This is a genomic window from Rhizobium sp. BK212, assembly GCF_014197475.1.
Taxonomy (GTDB): domain Bacteria; phylum Pseudomonadota; class Alphaproteobacteria; order Rhizobiales; family Rhizobiaceae; genus Rhizobium; species Rhizobium anhuiense.
This window is the reverse complement of record NZ_JACIFS010000001.1, coordinates 534,360-552,209: the sequence shown is the minus strand read 5'-3', so window position 1 is coordinate 552,209 and position 17,850 is coordinate 534,360. Positions and strand designations below refer to the sequence as shown.

At 61.4% G+C, this 17,850-nt stretch carries 17 protein-coding genes and 1 pseudogene; 6 read left to right on the top strand and 12 right to left on the bottom strand.

All coding sequences use genetic code 11. The features are described 5' to 3' along the window. Window positions 1–99: 99 nt before the first annotated feature. Together FHT79_RS02645 and FHT79_RS02640 are read right to left on the bottom strand one after the other, a co-directional pair. Window positions 100–492 carry a VOC family protein gene (locus tag FHT79_RS02645; RefSeq protein ID WP_097630932.1) on the bottom strand — a complete coding sequence of 131 codons (393 nt, stop codon included), beginning with the start codon at window positions 490–492 and terminating at the stop codon, window positions 100–102. 100 nt (window positions 493–592) lie between these two features. Beyond that, window positions 593–2,215 (bottom strand): ABC-F family ATP-binding cassette domain-containing protein, encoded by a 1,623-nt coding sequence (locus FHT79_RS02640; RefSeq protein WP_127430110.1) that lies wholly within the window; start codon window positions 2,213–2,215, stop codon window positions 593–595. Between the two features lie 204 nt (window positions 2,216–2,419). Here FHT79_RS02640 and FHT79_RS02635 point away from each other — a divergent pair, with 204 nt between their 5' ends. Together FHT79_RS02635 and FHT79_RS02630 are read left to right on the top strand one after the other, a co-directional pair. Further along, the gene (locus FHT79_RS02635) at window positions 2,420–2,749 is read left to right on the top strand and encodes a DUF6665 family protein (protein WP_049813404.1); all 330 of its coding nucleotides are present in this window, start codon (window positions 2,420–2,422) and stop codon (window positions 2,747–2,749) included. Window positions 2,750–2,868: 119 nt separating this feature from the next. After that, window positions 2,869–3,738 (top strand): aldose 1-epimerase family protein, encoded by an 870-nt coding sequence (locus tag FHT79_RS02630; protein ID WP_097630930.1) that lies wholly within the window; start codon window positions 2,869–2,871, stop codon window positions 3,736–3,738. 39 nt (window positions 3,739–3,777) lie between these two features. On the opposite strand, the gene FHT79_RS02625 is transcribed toward FHT79_RS02630, so the two are convergent. After that, complete coding sequence (locus tag FHT79_RS02625) at window positions 3,778–5,367, bottom strand: DHA2 family efflux MFS transporter permease subunit (protein WP_183902953.1); 1,590 nt, start codon at window positions 5,365–5,367, stop codon at window positions 3,778–3,780. Between the two features lie 23 nt (window positions 5,368–5,390). Continuing rightward, window positions 5,391–6,575 carry an HlyD family secretion protein gene (locus tag FHT79_RS02620; RefSeq protein WP_097544679.1) on the bottom strand — a complete coding sequence of 395 codons (1,185 nt, stop codon included), beginning with the start codon at window positions 6,573–6,575 and terminating at the stop codon, window positions 5,391–5,393. Between the two features lie 135 nt (window positions 6,576–6,710). On the opposite strand from FHT79_RS02620, the gene FHT79_RS02615 reads away from it, so the two are divergent. Further along, window positions 6,711–7,358: a TetR/AcrR family transcriptional regulator gene (locus tag FHT79_RS02615; protein ID WP_047613259.1), complete on the top strand. Its 648-nt coding sequence runs from the start codon at window positions 6,711–6,713 to the stop codon at window positions 7,356–7,358. A 66-nt stretch (window positions 7,359–7,424) separates the two neighbouring features. Here the strand turns inward: FHT79_RS02615 and uxuA are convergent, their stop codons facing one another. Further along, on the bottom strand, window positions 7,425–8,612 hold the full coding sequence (uxuA, locus tag FHT79_RS02610; RefSeq protein ID WP_183902952.1) for a mannonate dehydratase: 1,188 nt from the start codon (window positions 8,610–8,612) through the stop codon (window positions 7,425–7,427). 43 nt (window positions 8,613–8,655) lie between these two features. Next, window positions 8,656–9,378 carry a GntR family transcriptional regulator gene (locus FHT79_RS02605; protein ID WP_028756500.1) on the bottom strand — a complete coding sequence of 241 codons (723 nt, stop codon included), beginning with the start codon at window positions 9,376–9,378 and terminating at the stop codon, window positions 8,656–8,658. Between the two features lie 166 nt (window positions 9,379–9,544). On the opposite strand from FHT79_RS02605, the gene FHT79_RS02600 reads away from it, so the two are divergent. After that, a complete protein-coding gene (locus FHT79_RS02600) occupies window positions 9,545–9,949 on the top strand; it encodes a DUF2934 domain-containing protein (RefSeq protein WP_028756499.1) in 405 nt (134 codons plus the stop codon). 39 nt (window positions 9,950–9,988) lie between these two features. Beyond that, window positions 9,989–10,240, top strand: a complete 252-nt coding sequence (locus FHT79_RS02595) for a hypothetical protein (RefSeq protein ID WP_028756498.1) — start codon at window positions 9,989–9,991, stop codon at window positions 10,238–10,240. A 137-nt stretch (window positions 10,241–10,377) separates the two neighbouring features. Here FHT79_RS02595 and FHT79_RS02590 read toward each other — a convergent pair whose 3' ends face one another. Further along, window positions 10,378–12,372 carry a nucleoside-diphosphate sugar epimerase/dehydratase gene (locus tag FHT79_RS02590; RefSeq protein ID WP_028756497.1) on the bottom strand — a complete coding sequence of 665 codons (1,995 nt, stop codon included), beginning with the start codon at window positions 12,370–12,372 and terminating at the stop codon, window positions 10,378–10,380. Between the two features lie 123 nt (window positions 12,373–12,495). Beyond that, window positions 12,496–13,062 carry a sugar transferase gene (locus FHT79_RS02585; RefSeq protein WP_028756496.1) on the bottom strand — a complete coding sequence of 189 codons (567 nt, stop codon included), beginning with the start codon at window positions 13,060–13,062 and terminating at the stop codon, window positions 12,496–12,498. A 109-nt stretch (window positions 13,063–13,171) separates the two neighbouring features. Here FHT79_RS02585 and FHT79_RS02580 point away from each other — a divergent pair. Next, window positions 13,172–13,252, top strand: a pseudogene (locus FHT79_RS02580) (EamA-like transporter family protein); the annotation flags it as partial. Between the two features lie 141 nt (window positions 13,253–13,393). Here the strand turns inward: FHT79_RS02580 and FHT79_RS02575 are convergent. Genes FHT79_RS02575 through FHT79_RS02560 form a run of 4 tightly spaced genes read right to left on the bottom strand, consistent with a single transcriptional unit; the run spans window position 13,394 to window position 17,850 of the window. Next, window positions 13,394–14,554 carry an amidase family protein gene (locus FHT79_RS02575; RefSeq protein ID WP_183902951.1) on the bottom strand — a complete coding sequence of 387 codons (1,161 nt, stop codon included), beginning with the start codon at window positions 14,552–14,554 and terminating at the stop codon, window positions 13,394–13,396. A gap of 12 nt (window positions 14,555–14,566) precedes the next feature. Continuing rightward, window positions 14,567–15,274, bottom strand: coding sequence for an ABC transporter ATP-binding protein (locus tag FHT79_RS02570; RefSeq protein ID WP_097630923.1), 708 nt, complete (start codon window positions 15,272–15,274; stop codon window positions 14,567–14,569). Beyond that, a complete protein-coding gene (locus tag FHT79_RS02565) occupies window positions 15,267–17,024 on the bottom strand; it encodes an ATP-binding cassette domain-containing protein (protein WP_312865531.1) in 1,758 nt (585 codons plus the stop codon). The genes FHT79_RS02570 and FHT79_RS02565 overlap by 8 nt, the downstream gene beginning before the upstream one ends. Further along, complete coding sequence (locus tag FHT79_RS02560) at window positions 17,017–17,850, bottom strand: branched-chain amino acid ABC transporter permease (protein WP_183902949.1); 834 nt, start codon at window positions 17,848–17,850, stop codon at window positions 17,017–17,019. Before FHT79_RS02560 ends, FHT79_RS02565 begins: the two co-directional genes overlap by 8 nt.

Sequence of the window (17,850 nt, the reverse complement as noted above, 5' to 3'; positions counted from 1 at the left end):
GCGATAGCCGCCGAATCTGTTCTTCGCGTGAACGAAACTTGCCGAGACGCATCACAGTCGCAAAATCTGAAGGCGACCTCGGAACGCGGCGACACCAGCTTAGCGCAACTCCTGCGCGACCTCCCAGACATGGCCCGACGGATCCGCAAAGGCCGCCGTCCGGCGGCCCCATGGACGATCGACGGGACCATTGAGCAGCGTTACCCCGAGTTTGCGCAGTTCTGCGCAAACTGCATCGACATCATCGACCTTGATCGTCAGCAGTACGCGTGCCCCCGAACCGGGGGGCGACACGGCGGATGGCTCGACCAGCTGAGGCGCTTGCGCAGCATCGAGCAAGTTGATCATCGTTCCCGAGAATTTCAGCACGCAGGATACTGCGTCCTGATAGACGACATCAGGTGCAAAGACCTTTTGGTAGAAAGAGTTGGCCTCGTCGATATCATCGACGAACAGGGTGACGACTTCGATCCGATCCAGCTGCATAGGCATTTCTCCTCCGTTGCTCCAAGCGGCCAACGATATCGCTGGCCAGCTCTTCACTGGTCGTTTCGACGCCGACGGTTTCGACATGCCGGGGCAAAAATACCGGTCAGCTTCGCAGGCCGGGCGCCTCCTGGCCGGTGCGCGCCACATATTCGGTATAGCCGCCGCCATATTGATGGATGCCGTCGGGCGTCAGCTCCAGCACCCGGTTGGAGAGCGCGGCCAGGAAATGCCGGTCGTGCGATACGAACAGCATCGTGCCCTCATATTGCGACAGCGCCTTGATGAGCATTTCCTTGGTGTCGAGGTCGAGATGGTTGGTCGGTTCGTCGAGCACGAGCAGGTTCGGCGGGTCGAACAGCATCATCGCCATGACGAGGCGCGCCTTCTCACCACCTGACAGCACGCGGCACCGCTTCTCGACATCGTCGCCGGAGAAGCCGAAACACCCGGCCAGCGCGCGCAAGGGCCCCTGCCCCGCCTGAGGAAACCGGTCTTCCAGCGCTTGGAAGACGGTATGCTCGCCGTCGAGAATATCCATGGCGTGCTGGGCGAAATAGCCCATCTTGACGCTGGCGCCGAGAGCCACACTGCCTTGGTCAGGCTCGGCGGTGCCCGTCACCAGCTTCAGCAGCGTCGATTTGCCGGCGCCGTTGATGCCCATGATGCACCAACGTTCCCGCCGCCGCACCATGAAATCCAGCCCCTCATAGATGCTTCGACTGCCGTATTTCTTATGCACGTTCTTCAGGTTGACCACGTCCTCACCGGATCGCGGCGCCGGCTGGAACTCGAAAGAGACGGCCTGGCGGCGCTTGGGCGGCTCCACCCGGTCGATCTTCTCCAGCTTCTTGACGCGGCTCTGCACCTGCGAGGCATGCGAGGCGCGGGCCTTGAAGCGCTCGATGAACTTGATTTCCTTGGCGAGCATTGCCTGCTGGCGCTCGAACTGAGCCTGCTGCTGCTTCTCGTTCTGCGCCCGCTGCTGCTCGTAGAATTCATAATCGCCGGAATAGGCCGTCAACGTGCCGCCGTCGATCTCGATGATCTTGGTGACGATGCGGTTCATGAATTCGCGGTCATGCGAGGTCATCAGCAGCGCGCCCTCGTAACCTTTCAGGAACTCCTCCAGCCAGATCAGGCTTTCCAGATCCAGATGGTTGCTCGGCTCGTCGAGCAGCATGACGTCAGGACGCATCAGCAGGATGCGGGCGAGCGCCACGCGCATCTTCCAGCCGCCCGATAGCGCGCCGACATCGCCGTCCATCATCTCCTGGCTGAAGCTCAGGCCCGCAAGCACTTCGCGGGCGCGGCCCTCGAGCGCATAACCGTCCAGTTCCTCGTAGCGCGCCTGCACCTCGCCGTAGCGCTCGATGATCTCCTCCATATTGTCGGCCTGTTCGGGATCGGCCATGGCGGCTTCGAGCTCGCGCAATTCGCCGGCAACGATGCTGACGGGACCTGCGCCATTCATCACCTCGGCAACGGCGCTGTGGCCGGCCATCTCGCCGACATCCTGGTTAAAGTAGCCGATGGTGACGCCCCTCTCGACGGAGACCTGCCCCTCATCGGGCTGCTCCTCGCCGTTGATCATCCGGAAGACGGTCGTCTTGCCGGCGCCGTTCGGACCAACCAGGCCGATCTTCTCGCCTCGATTGAGGGCCGCGGACGCCTCGATGAAGAGGATACGGTGGCTGAGCTGCTTGCTGATATTTTCGATACGGATCATGATTTGCGCGGCGCCTGGAGAAGGAGATTTTGGCGCGCTTATGCCATGCAAGGAAACCGCAGGATAGCCCTGTTTCCTGTCCTCTCGATCAAGAGTACGACGCCGAAAAGCGAGAGCGGATTTCGGACGGCATCTTGCTCACCTTCTTTAATTTGGTACAGGATTGGATATTATCGGAACTCACGCCAACGGAGACCTGTGCCAATGAGCGTTCGTCCGCCGCAGTCCTTCCGACAATCCCAGCACGATAAAAGCGGCTTCAACGTCCTCGAATACGAGCTGATGTCGGAACGCGCGGATTCGCTCGGACGTCACGGGCTGAAGGTGGAGGCGACACTTGCCGCCCTGAAGGCCTGGGCTCCCGATCACCAGACCGCTGAGGAACGCGAGAGGCTTCTCAATGAAGCATCCGACGCCGTCTGGGCATTCTTCATCCAGCGTGAGATATGCGGGTTGCGGAACAACCGTGACGCTATTCAGCGCTACGGCATTCCGAATGAAGTGATCGCGAGATTAGGCGCGGTGCGGAAATAAGCACCGCGACGGCACTTCTATTGTCATCGTGGCTGCCGTCCCGCCTCTCTCTATGGGGTGGAAATACCCGGTGCGGAAGGGTATGGCTTGGTGCCGCACCAATGCGAAAGGGAGCCGCGATGCCAAGCTCAATCCGGATCGGGAATCAAGATCTCGCCGTCGAAGTCTCCTCGCTCGGCGCCGAGATGCAGGCGCTGACGACAAGCGACGGACGCTCGTGGTTATGGACCGGCGATGCGGCCTTCTGGACCGGGCGGTCGCCGATCCTGTTTCCGATCGTCGGCAAGGCGCCGGACGACAAGATAGCGATCGACGGCGCGGTCTATCCGATGTCCCAGCATGGCTTTGCCCGCCGCAGCGAATTTGCGCTTGCGGCATCCACCGCAACGATGTGCCGCTACGAACTCATCGCCTCGGAGGCGACGCGGGCGGTTTATCCCTTCGATTTTCAGCTGGCTCTGGTGCATGCGGTGGAGGGCCGGGCGTTGACGGTGACGACGGAGGTCACCAATCGCGATCAGAAGCCAATGCCGTTCGGCCTCGGGTTCCATTCGGCTTTCGCCTGGCCGCTGCCCGGTGCTGCCGGGCGCAACCATATCGTGACGCTCGACAATAAGGGGGAGCCGGGTCTTGTGCGGCTGGCGGGTGGCCTGATCAACCCTGCGCCTCTGCCCTCGCCGTTTGATGCCGGCCGGCTGGTGCTGGATCACGCGATGTTCGAGCAGGATGCGATGATCTTTCCGAGTGGGGCTGGCGAAGGCTTGAGTTATGGCGCCGAAGGCGGGCCGGCCATGCAGTTCCATTTCGAAAACCTGCCCAATCTCGCGCTCTGGACCAAGCCGGGTGCGCCTTTCCTCTGCATCGAGCCCTGGCATGGAACGGCCGCGGAAGCTGGAGCATCGCGCGAGCTTTCGGCGAGGCCGTCCACCACGATACTGGCGCCGGGCGCTGTGGCCCGCTTCGCCTTTACGGTCGAAATTCCGCAATAGTGAGAGCGCTCGCCGGGAAGGCGGGCGAGCGCTGTCGTTTCAGTGAGCGCCGGCGCCACCACCGGCACGCGGTTTTTGGGTGAGCAGCAGGGCGACGGCTGCGATGGCAAGAACCACGCCGATAACGGCGAAGGTATCGCTGAAACCCATGATCAGAGCCTGGCGTTTGACGACCTGACCCAGCGCCACGACGGCCTTCTGGGCTGCGACGGCATGGTCGGAGACGCCGTGCGACAGGAAGTAGCCTGTCATCTGGTCGAGGCGATTGCGGACTTCGTCGCGGCCGAGCGTCACCGACTGGCCGATGATGTTGGAATGGAACTGCTCGCGTTTGGTCAGCACCGTGCCGAGTGTCGCCGTGCCTACGGCGCCGCCGAGATTGCGCAGCATGTTGGTCAGGCCGGAAGCGGCGGCGGCATCTGCAGGTGCAATGCCGGCAGTGGTGATGGCGGTGATCGGGGTCAGCACCAGAGCCTGGCCGATGGCGCGGACAATGTTGGGGATCCAGAACTGATCGCCCGCGGTATCGGCCGAAAGCATGATGTTCATGAAGCAGCTGATCGCAAAGATCGAAATGCCGAGGAAGCCGATGGAGCGGGCATCGAAGCGCTTCATCATCATCGGCACGAGCGGGATCAACAGCAGCTGCGGCAGGCCGGTCCAGGCCAGCACGTTGCCGATCTGCTCGGCATTGTAGCGCTGCACCTGGCCGAGATATTGCGGCAGGATATAGACGGTGCCGAAAAGGGCGACGCCGACCAGCACGTTGACCGCAACGCCGATGCCGAAATTGCGCTGCTTCAGCAGGCTGAGCTTGACCAGCGGCTTCTTCACGGTGAGCTCGATCCAGATGAAGGCGACGAGGAAGACGACGGCGAGGATGCTGAGCTTGACGATAAAGGGCGAGGAGAACCAGTCCTCCTTGTTGCCTTCTTCAAGCACCGTCTGCAATGCCGACAAACCGATTGCCATCGTGACGATGCCCGGCCAATCGCCTTCCCTCAGCAGGCCGAGCTGCATCGGCTGCTTGTCGAGCGTCAGGGCAAGGGCGACTGCCATGATGGCACTCGGGATGGCGTTGATAAAGAAGATCGTCTGCCAGCCGTAATTTTCGGTGAGATAACCGCCGATGGTCGGGCCGATTGCCGGCGCGAAAGTGACCGAAAGCGCGAAGATCGCCAAGCCGAGCGGCTGCTGGTTCTTCGGCAGCTTGGTCAGCACCATGGTGAAGGCCATCGGGATCAGCACGCCGCCGGCAAAACCCTGCAGACCGCGCAGCAGGATCATCGTGCCGAGATCATGGGCGAAGGCGCAGGCGATCGAAAACAGCGGGAAGAGGATCGAATTCACCAGGATATAGCGGCGGAACGAGAAGACGTTGCTGAAATAGGCCGTCAGCGGAATGACGACGATCTCGCCGATCAGATAGGAGGTGGAAATCCAGGCGCCGTTGTCGACGCCTGTTCCGATCCCGCCCTCGATGTCGAGAAGCGAGGCATTGGTGATCTGAATGTTGAGGATCGCCATGAAGGCGCCGATCATGCCTGCGAGAACGGCGATCCAGTCCCGGGTGCTAGCCCCGGTCCTTTGTTGCGGAACGGCGATGGCTGTTGCTGTGATGGTGGACATGACACAAACTCCTCGCCGCTGGCCTAGCTGCGATCGTTCTTGGTATTGATATCAGGCTGAACGGACATGCCGGGGCGCAGATCGCCGTTTGCGGCGGCATCGCCGTCGAGCAGGATCTTCACCGGAATGCGCTGAACGACCTTGGTGAAGTTGCCGGTGGCGTTATCGGGCGGCAGCAGCGCGAATTCCTGGCCGCTTGCCGGAGCGAGGCTGTCGACATGGCCGTGATAGGTGCGGCCGGGGAACATATCGACCTCGATCTCGACCGGCTGACCGGCCCGGACGTCGGTCAACTGCGTTTCCTTGTAGTTGGCGATGACATAGGCAGCCGTCGTCGGCACGACCGACATCAGCTGAGTGCCGGCCTGGACATATTGTCCGACGCGCAGCGTCCGATTGCCGACGGTGCCGTCGACCGGGGCTGTTATCGTCGCATAGGAAAGGCTGAGCTCGGCCTGGCGCTGGACGGCCTGGCTGCGCGCAAGAGAGGCCCTCGCCTGGGCAAGCTCGGCATTGAGAAGATCGACCTGCTTGACGGCGGCATCGAGCGAGGCGCTGTCGCGCACGATGGTGGCCTGAGCGGCGGCGATCTGCGAGGCGGCCTGCTGGGCGGTCTGGACCGGGGCATAACCGCTGGTGGCAAGGTTCGAATAACGCTTGTTGTTCTGCTCGGCGAAGGTCTCGTTGGCGCGATCGACGTCGACGGTCGCGCGGGCCGCAGCGATCGTCGACTGCTGAATCTCGAGCGACGCCTGCTTGGCGCTGACGGTAGCTTCCGCGGCAGCGACATCGGCCTTGGCCTGATCGAGGGCCGCCTTGAAGTCGCGATCGTCGATGCGGGCAAGCGGCTGGCCTGCCTTGACGGTCTCGTTGTCCATGACGAGGACCTCGGCGAGATAGCCGGAAACCTTCGGGGCAATCGTGCTGTTGTCGGCCTTCACATAGGCATCGTCGGTCGAGATATGGAAGCGGCCGACCGTCCAGTAATCATGGCCGTAATAGGCGCCGGCGGCGATCAACACCAGTGCGGTGGCGCCAAGTAGCAGCGAGCGGCCGCCGCGCTTGCGGGCGGGCTTTTCCTCGGCAATCGGAGCGGCGGCTTCGGCGATGCGCGGCCGCTGGCCCGCGTCCAGGCTGGCCGGGGCGGCTTCGGCGACGGTTTCGGGAGCAGCGTTGTTGTTGAGGGCATGCAGCGTCTTGATGGTCATTGTCTTTCTCCGGATGACGGTCGCCGTCTCTTGGGCTGCGGCCTCTGAAGTCAGGTGGAATCCTAATTAGGAAACTTGATATTTTCCAAAATATGCTCTATAAAATCGATGTCAACAAGAATTTGGAAAATTGCGATGGTCCAAAATCAACAAATCGAGAAGAGGCCGCGCGGCAGGCCGCAGATACGCTGTGACGACGACACCAAGGGTCTGATCATCAAGGCAGCAAACACCCAGTTTCACGAGAATGGCTACGCGGCGGCAAGCATCGCCACGATCGCCCAGGAGGCCGGTGTTTCCACAAAGACCCTCTACCGGCTGTTTCCGACCAAGGCCGATCTCTTCGCCAGCATGATCTCCGAGCGTATCGTCGGTTTCCTGCTTGCGCTCGATCCCGCAACGCTCGCCACTGCAGACCTGAGGGACGGGCTGGAGCGCATGCTGATGGCCTATGGCATGCTGTCGCTCTCGGACGAGACGGTCACCATCATGCGCCTCGTGATCGGCGAATCGGACCGCTTTCCGGAGATCGCCACGTCCTTCTACGAACAGGCGATCCTGCGCACCAATGAGCTGATGGAGGACTGGCTGCGCCGCCAGGTCGAGCGCGGCCTCATTGCGCTCGACGATCCGCATTTGGCCTGCGGCATGCTGCGCGGCATGATGGCCATGGAGCCGCAGCGTGCGGCGATCCTGCGCCAGGAACCGCCGCCCAAGATCGAGGCGATCCAGGCGCGGGCAAAGATGTGCGCCGATCTTTTCTTGAAGGGTTGCGCGCTCTGAAGCGTCCTTCGGGCTTCAGAGCGCGATAATTTCCGCCGAAGGGCGCTGCGCGAACAGGGGACGCCCTCAGTTCGGCGGGGCGCCCAGCGCATGCAGGATGCCGCGCAGCTCGGCAAGGCCGCGCATGCGGCCGATGGCGGGGTAGCCTGGTGTGACGACCTTGTCGAGATCGTCGAGCATGCGGTGGCCATGGTCCGAGCGGAAGACAATGGTGTCCTGCGCGCCGCGGCGGCGGTCTTCCGCCACCAGTTCCCGGAGGACCGCGACCATATCGACGTCGCCTTCCAAATGCGCGCTTTCATGGAACGTCCGGCCGTCGCCTTCGCGCGTCGTGGCGCGCAGATGGGCAAAATGAATGCGCGAAGCAAAACGCCGGGCGATCGCCGGCAGATCGTTTTCGGCGCGCACGCCGAGACTGCCGGTGCAATAACACATGCCGTTCGCCGATGATGGCACCGCATCGAAAAGAGCGGCATAGTCATCGGCCGTCGAGGCGATGCGCGGCAGGCCGAACAGCGAACGCGGCGGATCATCGGGATGCAGCGTCAGCTTGACACCGCGCGCTTCGGCAGCCGGCGTCACCGCCTCCAGGAATTCGATCAGATGCCGGCGCAGCCTGGCGGCATCGATACCGCTATAGGCGACCAGCTTTTCGCGGAAGGCCGGAATGGTCAGAGGTTCGGTGGTCGAGCCAGGCAGAGCCGAGGTGATGATACGGGTGATGTCGGCGATCTCGTCGTCCGACATCGCCTCGAAGACGATACGCGCCCGTTCGCGGTCCTCCGCGGAATAGTGCTGCGCCGCATCCGGCCGTTCCAGAATGAAGAGATCGAAGGCCGCGAAGCGCTCGTGGTCGAAGCGCATGGCGGTGGCACCCGTCGGCGTCACGAAATCGAGTTCGGTGCGGGTCCAGTCCACCACCGGCATGAAATTATAGCAGACAATCGGAATGCCGCAGGCGGCCACCGCTTCGAGGCTGGCGATCCACGCCTCGATTTCGGCTTTGGCCTCCCCGCCCTTGCGTTTGACCGCGTCGGGGATCGGGATGCTTTCGACGACCGACCAGACGAGCGGCGAACGGTCGCCAGGCGTCGTCTCGATCAGAGACTGGCGCTCGCGCACTTCCGTTTCCGTCCAGGCCCTGCCGATCGGCACCTGATGCAGCGAAGAGACAATATTCGTCGCACCCGTCTGTCGGACGTCATCCAGCGTCACCGGCGCTTCCGGTCCGAACCATCTCCAACCCTGTCGCATCCTTCTTCCTTCCCTCGCCTTTTCGTTTCATGTTGGCCTGCCGTCAGCAGAAATAATCGGGGTAACGTGCGCGCAGTTCGTCGACATCGGGAATGACGGCGCTCAGGTGATGGGTCATCGCGCTGCGTGCCGCCACCGCATCATGGGCGGCGAGCGCATCGCGGATGATCATATGTTCGTGCACCACATTGTCCATGCGCCCGAGAACCGGCAGCGTCAGCCGTCGTGCTCGGTCGAGCTGCACCTTGACCGTTTTCAGGGTCGCCCAGATGCCGGGATAACCGGAGATCTGTGCGATTGCCTCGTGAAAGGCCTCATCGTCCTCATGGAAATTCGAGGCATTGCCGGCCGCAGCATGGGTCTGCTGCCGCGCGATGATGGCGTCGAGACGGGCAATGTCTGCGGCGGTGGCGGTAAGGGCCGCGGTCTCGACAGTCGCGCCTTCGAGCGCCTTGCGTACGACGACCGCCTCGGGGATCGCCGAAACCGGCACCCGCGACACGACGGTGCTCGACTGCGGATAGATATCGACCAGTCCGCCTTCGGAAAGCCGGAGCAGCGCCTCACGGACCGGCGTGCGGCTGACGCCGAAATCATCGGCGATCCGCTTTTCCTGCAGCAGCATGCCGGGCGGCATTCGCAATGACACGATGTCGGCATGCAGGCGCTCGTAGATTGCGCCGGCCGCGGTGATACGGCGCAATCTGCCGGCAACCTCTTGCGGGGCCGGGACGACCAAAACTTCGGTTTCTGATGCCTGCCGCATAACGATACCGGGACGCTGAACCTATCTGGCATACTAGTATATTAGTTTTATCCCCATGCCAAGACTCACTGCGGTCGAGTGACGGCATGAACCTGACGAAATCAGAAGCAAACTTTGTTTGGAACTTAGGTCGGTCGAGTTGGTTGAGAAATCCAAGGAGGCGCTCATGAAAAACCCAGCACGACGCAAGATACGCGAAAGCGCGACCGACGGTGACCGGCCGGAAGTTCCGTCCGCGACGAAAACAAGCGGACGGAAGATGGCTCGGCGAGCCGCAACCGATATCAACAAGCAGAGCGTCGCGTCGCCGGCAGCCACCCGCGAGGAGGAGATCCGAAAAAGGGCCCATTCTCTGTGGGAGAAGGAAGGAAGGCCGGACGGCAAACATCAGCATCACTGGAGCCTGGCTGAACATGAACTCGATGCACAGCAGGGCGAGGCTGACAATCCTCCAAGCCTTGCAGCATTGCGAGAGGCCTCACGCGAACATACGGATGCATTCCTCGTCAAGACGGATCTCGAAGACGCGGATCAACGCGAAGCCTCCCCCGGCACACGCGAGCAGGATTGAATTTTCTGCTTCGCGCCACTCTCAGGAAAGGTCCTCGACATGGCCGACAAACAGAACTTGAACGCCGGATTCACCGGCACGCCCACCGAGCAGCCGGAGGGATTGACCAAGGTCGCGAAGTCGGCCGCCAACGAGGTGAAGCGCGAGGTCTATGCCGTCGCCTCCGGCGCGAGGGATCACCCGCAAGCAGCAAGCGCATTGTTGCTCGCCACCGGCATGCTGGCATTCGGCCTCGGTTACCTCCTCGGTCGATCATCGGCGGAAAGTTCGACTCGCGCATACTGGCGATAATAACGGACAGGTCGATGAAGCACATGCATTGGCTCTTCAGCTAGCCCACTCGGCTGTCCACAACGGCTTTCCGACCGTGGGAACAACACCGGCGTTCGCGGCTGAGCGTCTGGCAGCCGGACGAGCTGCCGGATGTCTCAGGCGGCCGTAGTGGTTTCGGCACCGGTGAACGCGAGATCCGAGACCTCGCCCGTTGATGAATAGCCAGAGACGAGCTCCGCCAACATCGACCGCGCTGCGGTCATATCGTTCCGATCCAAGACGACATTGAGTGAGGTGAGCTTTTTCGAAAGCTCCGGCCAGAAGAGGAAATCCTCGCGCGCCTTCATGATCCGGGGATGTTCGGTCGTTTCTGGATTATCCCCGATCAACAGTTCTTCATAGAGTTTCTCGCCGGGCCTGAGGCCGGTGACGGAAAGCTCGATGTCCCCTTCGGCATTGTCCTCGTCGCGAACCGTCAGCCCGGAAAGCTCCACCATCTTGCGGGCGAGATCTGCGATGCGAACGGGCTCACCCATGTCGAGCAGGAAAACATCTCCGCCCTCGGCCATCGCGCCAGCCTGGATAACGAGTTGCGAGGCTTCCGAAATGGTCATGAAATAGCGGGTTATATCAGGGTGTGTCAGCGTCACGGGACCGCCTTCCTTGATCTGCTGCCTGAAAAGCGGCACGACCGAACCGGAGGAGCCAAGGACGTTTCCGAAACGCACCATGGAGAAATTCGTTTGCAGTCTGTCAGTCGTCGACTCTGCTGCGAGCGCCTGCAGAACCATCTCCGCCAGCCGCTTGCTGGCGCCCATCACATTTGTCGGACGCACGGCCTTGTCGGTGCTGATCAGCACGAAATTCGAGACGCCGTTCTTGTTCGCCGCGCGTGCCGTGACCAGCGTCCCCATGACGTTGTTCTTGATGCCTTCCACGGCATTATGTTCGACAAGAGGCACATGCTTGTAGGCGGCGGCATGATAAAGCGTCTGAGGTCGCCAGCTCTGCATGATATGCTCGATGCGATCCTGATCACGGACGGAACAGAGAATCGGGACAATCTGCAGATTTTCATGCTTGTACAGTTCGGCCAGCTTCTGCAGCTCGGCATGGATATTATAAAGCGCAAACTCATTCTGATCGACGAGGATCAGGCTGGAAGGGCTATTACGCAAAATCTGACGGCATAATTCGCCGCCGATCGAGCCGCCAGCACCCGTGACCATCACAACCTTGTTGCGCATCGCCTTGTCGAGCAAGGCCTGCCGCGGCGCAACCGCTTCTCTTCCGAGCAGATCTTCGATCTCCAGTTCACGGATGTCGGAGACGGCGATACGCCCCTGAGCCAGGGCCGTAAGATCCGGCAATGTGCGAACGTTCACCCTGGCTGTGCGAATATGCTCCAGGATTTCGTTGCGGCGCTGCCGCGATGCCGATGGAAGAGCAAGAAGCACATTGTGCACGCCAAGCGTTTCGGCGATCACCGGAAGATCCGAGGGATCGTAGATCGGCAGGCCGCCCATGATACCGCCCTTGAGGCGCGGATCATCGTCGAGATAGCCGACAACATTGAGTTCGGCACTGTTCGTCAGGGCACCCGCCAGCTGCCGCCCGGCACTCCCTGCCCCGTAGATCAGCACCTTGGCGACCGTATTCTTGTTAAGGATGCGCTGGTAGGCATCCCCGAGCCAGTAACGGATACCCAACCTCGACAGGCCGATCCCGATCAGCAGCAGGAAGGGCTGGAGAATGCCGACGGTTCTCGGAACGCCCGGGACGCTGAGCGCCGTAAATATCGTCATGAAGGCGACGCCGTAGATGGCAATGGCCTTCAGAACTGCGATGAAAGCCGCCAGGCCGGCATAACGGAAGATCGCCCGATACATGCCCATGACGATGAAGATCGGAAGTGCCATGCACAACGAAACAAAGACCGGCAACCACTGCACGCCGGTCAGCACCGTCCATTCGTTCAGGCGGAAGCAATAGGCGAGCCAGATCGTCAGAATGCAAAAGCAGGAATCCACCAGCAAAGCCAGTGCGCGTTTGGCAACACGCGGCATCGCCAGGAGAGGAGCGACGAGCGCTTGCATCGGCAGTAACAACCATCCTGAGCGCGGCGTCCCAGCGGGGGTATTTTCAGGCATTGCTTACCAGCGTCTCGCAGATCAATCAGACAACCACCTTCTTGTCACTTTCTCCAACGAGCGCAACTGAAATAATCGGAAATCAAGGCCTTCTGCACCGCTAGTCTATCAGAAGTAGGTAACTTAATGCCTGATACCCTTGCGGCGAATGACCTTCTCGGCGGTCAAGAACAGGATGCGCATATCGAAGCCGAATGAGCGCCGCTCGAGATATTCGACATCGAATTTCACCTTCTCCGGGATCGGCAATTCGTCGCGCCCGTTGATCTGCGCCCATCCCGTCAATCCAGGCAGGAGCTTGTCGACACCGTGCGCCGTGCGCAACTCCATCAGATCATATTGGTTGTAGAGCGCCGGCCGCGGACCGACGAAGCTCATCTTCCCCTCGAGAATGCACCAAAGCTGCGGCAGTTCGTCGAGGCTGGATTTGCGCAGAAACGAGCCGATGGGTGTCAGAAACCGATCCGGATTGTCGAGCAGATGCGTGGCAACCGTCGGCGTGTCGACACGCATGCTCCGGAATTTCGGCATCAGGAAGATCTGGTTGAAACGACCGATCCGTTTTGACCAGTAGAGAACCGGTCCTGGCGAGGTTAAGCGAACACAAAGAGCGACGATCAGGATCGGAACGAGCAGGACCACCGATGCAAGCAAAGCCAGGAAAAAATCCACCGCCCGTTTCAAACCCATGCTCCGCAGCTCTTCCGCCCCACCGACGACCATCCGCCATTTGCGTTTTCGCCTTGCCGTATCGTCAAAAAGCGTTTCGCGTCAACTGCGGGACGCAGTGTTTCCGCAGTTTGTGGCGGCGGGCAGTTGGGCGATTGCCCGCATAGGTGCGGTCAATTCGGCTCTGCTGATCATCGGTGGCCAGATGGTCGGGCGGCGCGAAGGCGGCAGCACGCAATAGCCAAGCGCCATGCCGCGATTCCGGTGCCATTGCTGCGGCAATTTCATCGGCCGGTCGCAAGTCACGGGGACGGATGGACGGCGGGAAGGCCTCCCGGCCGCATTTGCTCTTTCACTCAGCCCTTAATCGCCCGGCCACATTCATAAGCATCCTGTCGGCGCTCCTTGCGCCTAACAAGGAAAGCGAAACTTTCCCCAGGTAACCGGCAATTGGAAAAGCCAGTTGCGGACAGCCACTAAGGCCCGAAAGACACAGAAGCTCGATGCAGGCGGAACGGAATCTAGCGAAGCTTTCTGCGCCGGCATCGCGCGCTGGCGGGCTCATGGCCAAGGTCGGAAGAGCGACAATCACATCTTCGCACAGCAATCGGTCGATCTCCGCGGAAAAGAGCTTGGCGATCGCACGTGCCTCACGCACCTCCTCGTCATCCAGACGAGATCCTGACAGAAGGCGCGCAGCAATATCGGGAGCAATGGCTTCCGGGCTCCGCTCGAAGAGTGTTTTGTTGCTGTCCCAGGCTTCCCTTTGCAGGATGGTGATGAACGCCGAAGCAAGGTCGGCGAGGCTGAACGAGGAGATCGCATCTATCCTGCGGACAGGTATGGCCGCCGATCGAAGGCCGGCGATCATCTCGTCGGCAACCGCGTCGTCGATGGTTGCGAAGATATCCGCGGAAATGAGGATAGATGATGGTCGGTCATCTGCCGCGGGCATGCCGACGGCGCTCATCACCGCAGCCATTGGTTCCAGGCTTCTCGTCATGAAACCCGGCACGTCAAAGCTTGGCGCCAGCGGACGCAGTGCCTGGTTGTCGAGGCTTCCATGTGTCGGGCGCCAGCCGATGAGGCCGTTGACGGCGGCCGGCAGCCGGATGGAGCCGGACGTGTCTGTTCCAAGCCCGATATCCGCAAGGCCCGCGGCAACCGCGACGGCCGAGCCCGACGACGACCCGCCGGGGATGAGATTGGGATCGCGCGGATTGATCGGCATGCCGAAATGGATGTTGCCGCCGATCAGGGAATAGGCGAGCTCATCCGTATTGGTTTTGCCGACGAAGCAGGCGCCGGCATCGAGCAGCGTCCGGACCAGAGGCGCCGTCGATGTCTTGATGCCGGAGGCAGCGAGTACCGTGGCGTTGCCGGCCGCTGTGGGATAGCCGGCAACGTCGAAAAGGTCTTTGACCGCCAGTCGAAGGCCGGAAAGCGGGCCGATGGCCGCGTGCCCGACATCTGCATCCGGATAGGGTATAAAAGCGCTCCATGGGTCTCGCACTTGCGCCGGCCCCTAGATCTTCAGATGTTGCAGGACACGGGCGCGGCTCTCCGGACCATTGAGGCTTTCGTCTTCGATCGCCCCGAGTTTGAGAATGGCCCAGCGGTCCGCCACCGAAAGGGCAAAATCCAGATTCTGTTCGACCAGCAGGATGGTCGTGCCGCGCTTTTCGCGGTCGTCCCTCAATGCCTTGGCGATGTTCTGAACAACGGAGGGCTGCAGACCTTCGGAGATTTCGTCGATCAGCAGCAGTTTCGGACGCAGCATCAGCGCCCGCGCGAGGATCAGCATTTTCTGCTCCCCGCCCGACAGCGTGCCGGCTTTCTGTGCCAGCCGATCCCTCAGGAACGGGAAATAGGCGTAGACCCGCTCCAGGGCAGATGCCAGATCCCGATCGCCTTTGAGCGCGAGGCGCAGATTGTCGCGGATGGAGAGGTCCTGAAACAACGGCAATTCCTGAGGGGCGTAGCCGATGCCGGAAGCGATCAACTCGGCGGGCTTCCTGTCGGTGATGGCAGCGCCATCGACCTCGATCTTGCCCTTGCCGACGCGCAGGAAGCCAAGGATTGTCTTCAGCAGCGTCGTTTTGCCCATGCCGTTCTTGCCCATGAGGGCGAAGATTTCGCCGGGCCGGATGGCAAGCGACACGCCATTGACGACATCCACCGCGCCATATCCGCTCGATACGCCGCTGAGTTTGAGTTTGAACGCGTCAGCCATGGGCGCCTCCTGCGTAGATGGTGCGAACCGTTTCGGAATTGACCACGTCATTCACCGTGCCGTCGAGAACGAGCTTGCCCTGGTGGAGAACCACGATGCGACTCGATATGTCGCGCACGAAATCCAGATCGTGTTCGACCAGGATGGCGGCGAAACCCACCTCGTCCGTCAGTTTCTTGAGGATGGCTCCGATGGTCATGCGCTCGGTCTTGGTAAGACCCGCCGTCGGTTCGTCGAGAAGAATGATGCGTGGTTCTAGAGCGACGACCATCGCCAGTTCGAGAGCCTGCCTTTGACCATGCGACAGCAGCAAGACCGGCTTGTCCAACATGTCGGCCATGCCGGTGAGCGTCAGGATCTCAGCTGCGGCGGCCGGCAGCATGATCTTGGCGAGCGATCGCATCGGACTGGGTGTCTCGCGGCTGAAACGCGCCATCTTGAGGCATTCGCCGATGGTCATGCTGTCGAAGATGCTGGCAACCTGGAATTTGCGGCCGACGCCGAGGGCGACGATCCGTTCCGGTGCATGACCGGCGATATTCGTGCCGATGATATCCACTTGACCTTCGATCTGCTGGGTACCGTCCGACAGGCAACGCATCAGCGTGGTCTTGCCGGCGCCATTGGGGCCGACCAGGCTGACGAGTTCTCCGGCGCCGATTTCAAGGTCGATGCCCTTGAGGACGGAGAGGCTGCCATAGGACTTGCCGAGACCGCGGATCGACAGAAGGCTTTTGCCTGCCAACGGACCGTCCTCGGCGACGATGCGCGTCGGCAAGGACGTCAGAGTGCTGCTGGAGTTCGTCGACAGCAGGAATCGCGTCACCAGGGAAGCGAGGCCGCCCGGCAAAAGGATGATCATGGCGACGAAGAGCGCACCGATGATCAATTGCCACAGGAAGGGCAGATCGCCCGAAAGGCTGGCGCTCAGATAATCGATGCCGATTGCGCCGAACAAGGGTCCGATGATCGTTCCCCGGCCACCGAGCGCCGTCCAGACGACGAGTTCGGTTCCGAATACGAAGCCGGTATTCTCGGGTGCGACGACACCGGATGCGTTGGCATAAAGGAAGCCGGCCAGGCCGCATACGCCAGCCAGAACGGCCGTCAGGACGATCTTCAGCCGAGCGGGGTTCATGCCGAGATAGGCGATGCGGGCTTCGTTGTCGCGAATTGCAACGAGCAGACGGCCGGCGTCCGACCGGACGAAGATGATGGCAAGAACGGCCAAGACCAGCAGGCACGCGCCCGACAGGCGAAAATAGCCAGGAAGCCCGAGCGGGAGGGTTTCGTAACCAACAAGGCCGCTCGACGAACCGGTCCAGGTGCCGCCGGAAAAGATGAGTTGGGTGACGACGATCGGCACCACGAGCGAGATCACGGTGGCATAGAGCGGTGTCGATCCGTGATAGAACGACAGCCAGCCGACGGCGAGGCCAAGCACGAGCGGAACGAGCACGGCAGCGACAAGGGCGACGACGAAAAGCGCCGGGCTTGCGCCGATATGGGTGAGAACCATGGCGGTGGCATAGGCGCCCACGCCAAAGAATGCCGCCTGCCCGAAGGTGAGAACACCCGTATAGCCCCAGAGCAAGTCGACGGTAATCGCCAGCATGGCGTAGATCATCGAACGCGTCAGCACGTTGAGGCTGAAGCGGCCGAGAAACATCGGTCCGAAGACGATCAGCAGGAGAGCCGCGAGCGCCAGCGTCAGAAGAAGGACAAGCCGGAGTTTTTGTCTATTAGGCACGGGCAAATCCCTTCGGACGTATGCGCAGTGTGATCGCGCAGAGGACGGCCACGGTGATGCCGCCGAGGATTGGGCTGAAATAGGTGCTGACGAGCACTTGGGCGGCCCCGAAGATGAGGCAGGCGGCAGCAAGCGCAGTGAGAGAAGAGCCTGCGACCATCACCAGCATGAAGGCGCCTGTCAGCCAGGCGACGCCCATATTGGGATCGACGCTGGTCAGCGGCGCGAGCAGCACGCCGGCAAGGGCCGCAAGGCCGGTGCCGATCATGAAGGTCGCGAGCCGCACCTTTTCGGTATCGATACCGAGCCCGCGCGCCAGGGTTTCGTTCATGATGACTGCCCGGGCGGAGAGACCAAGCCTTGTCCCATCGAGCAGCAAGGTGAAGCCGAGACCCAGACAGATGGCGGCGACAATGGCGAAAAGACGGTAGGCCGAGTAGCCGGTGCCAAAGAGATCGAAGGTGCCCGGCAGCAGCGCCGGCGTGAACTGCACGTCGCGGCCAAACCACAGCGTGATCAGCTGGCCGATGACGATGCCAAGGCCCCAGGTTGCAAGAATGGCGTCGAGCGGGCGGCGATAGAGAGGCCGTACGATGAACCGTTCGGCAACACCGCCGAGGATCGCGCCGATCAGAAACGCAAAGGGGATGGCAAGCCATGGATTGAGACCGAACCCGCTGACGACAACAGCGCAGTAAGCCCCGATGGTCAGCCATGCGCCATGCGCGAAATTGATGATCTTCAGCACGCCGAAGATCGCAAGCAGCCCGGCGGCAACGATGAAGAGAATGGCCGCAGTGCTGACGATATCGAGAAAGAGCGTCAT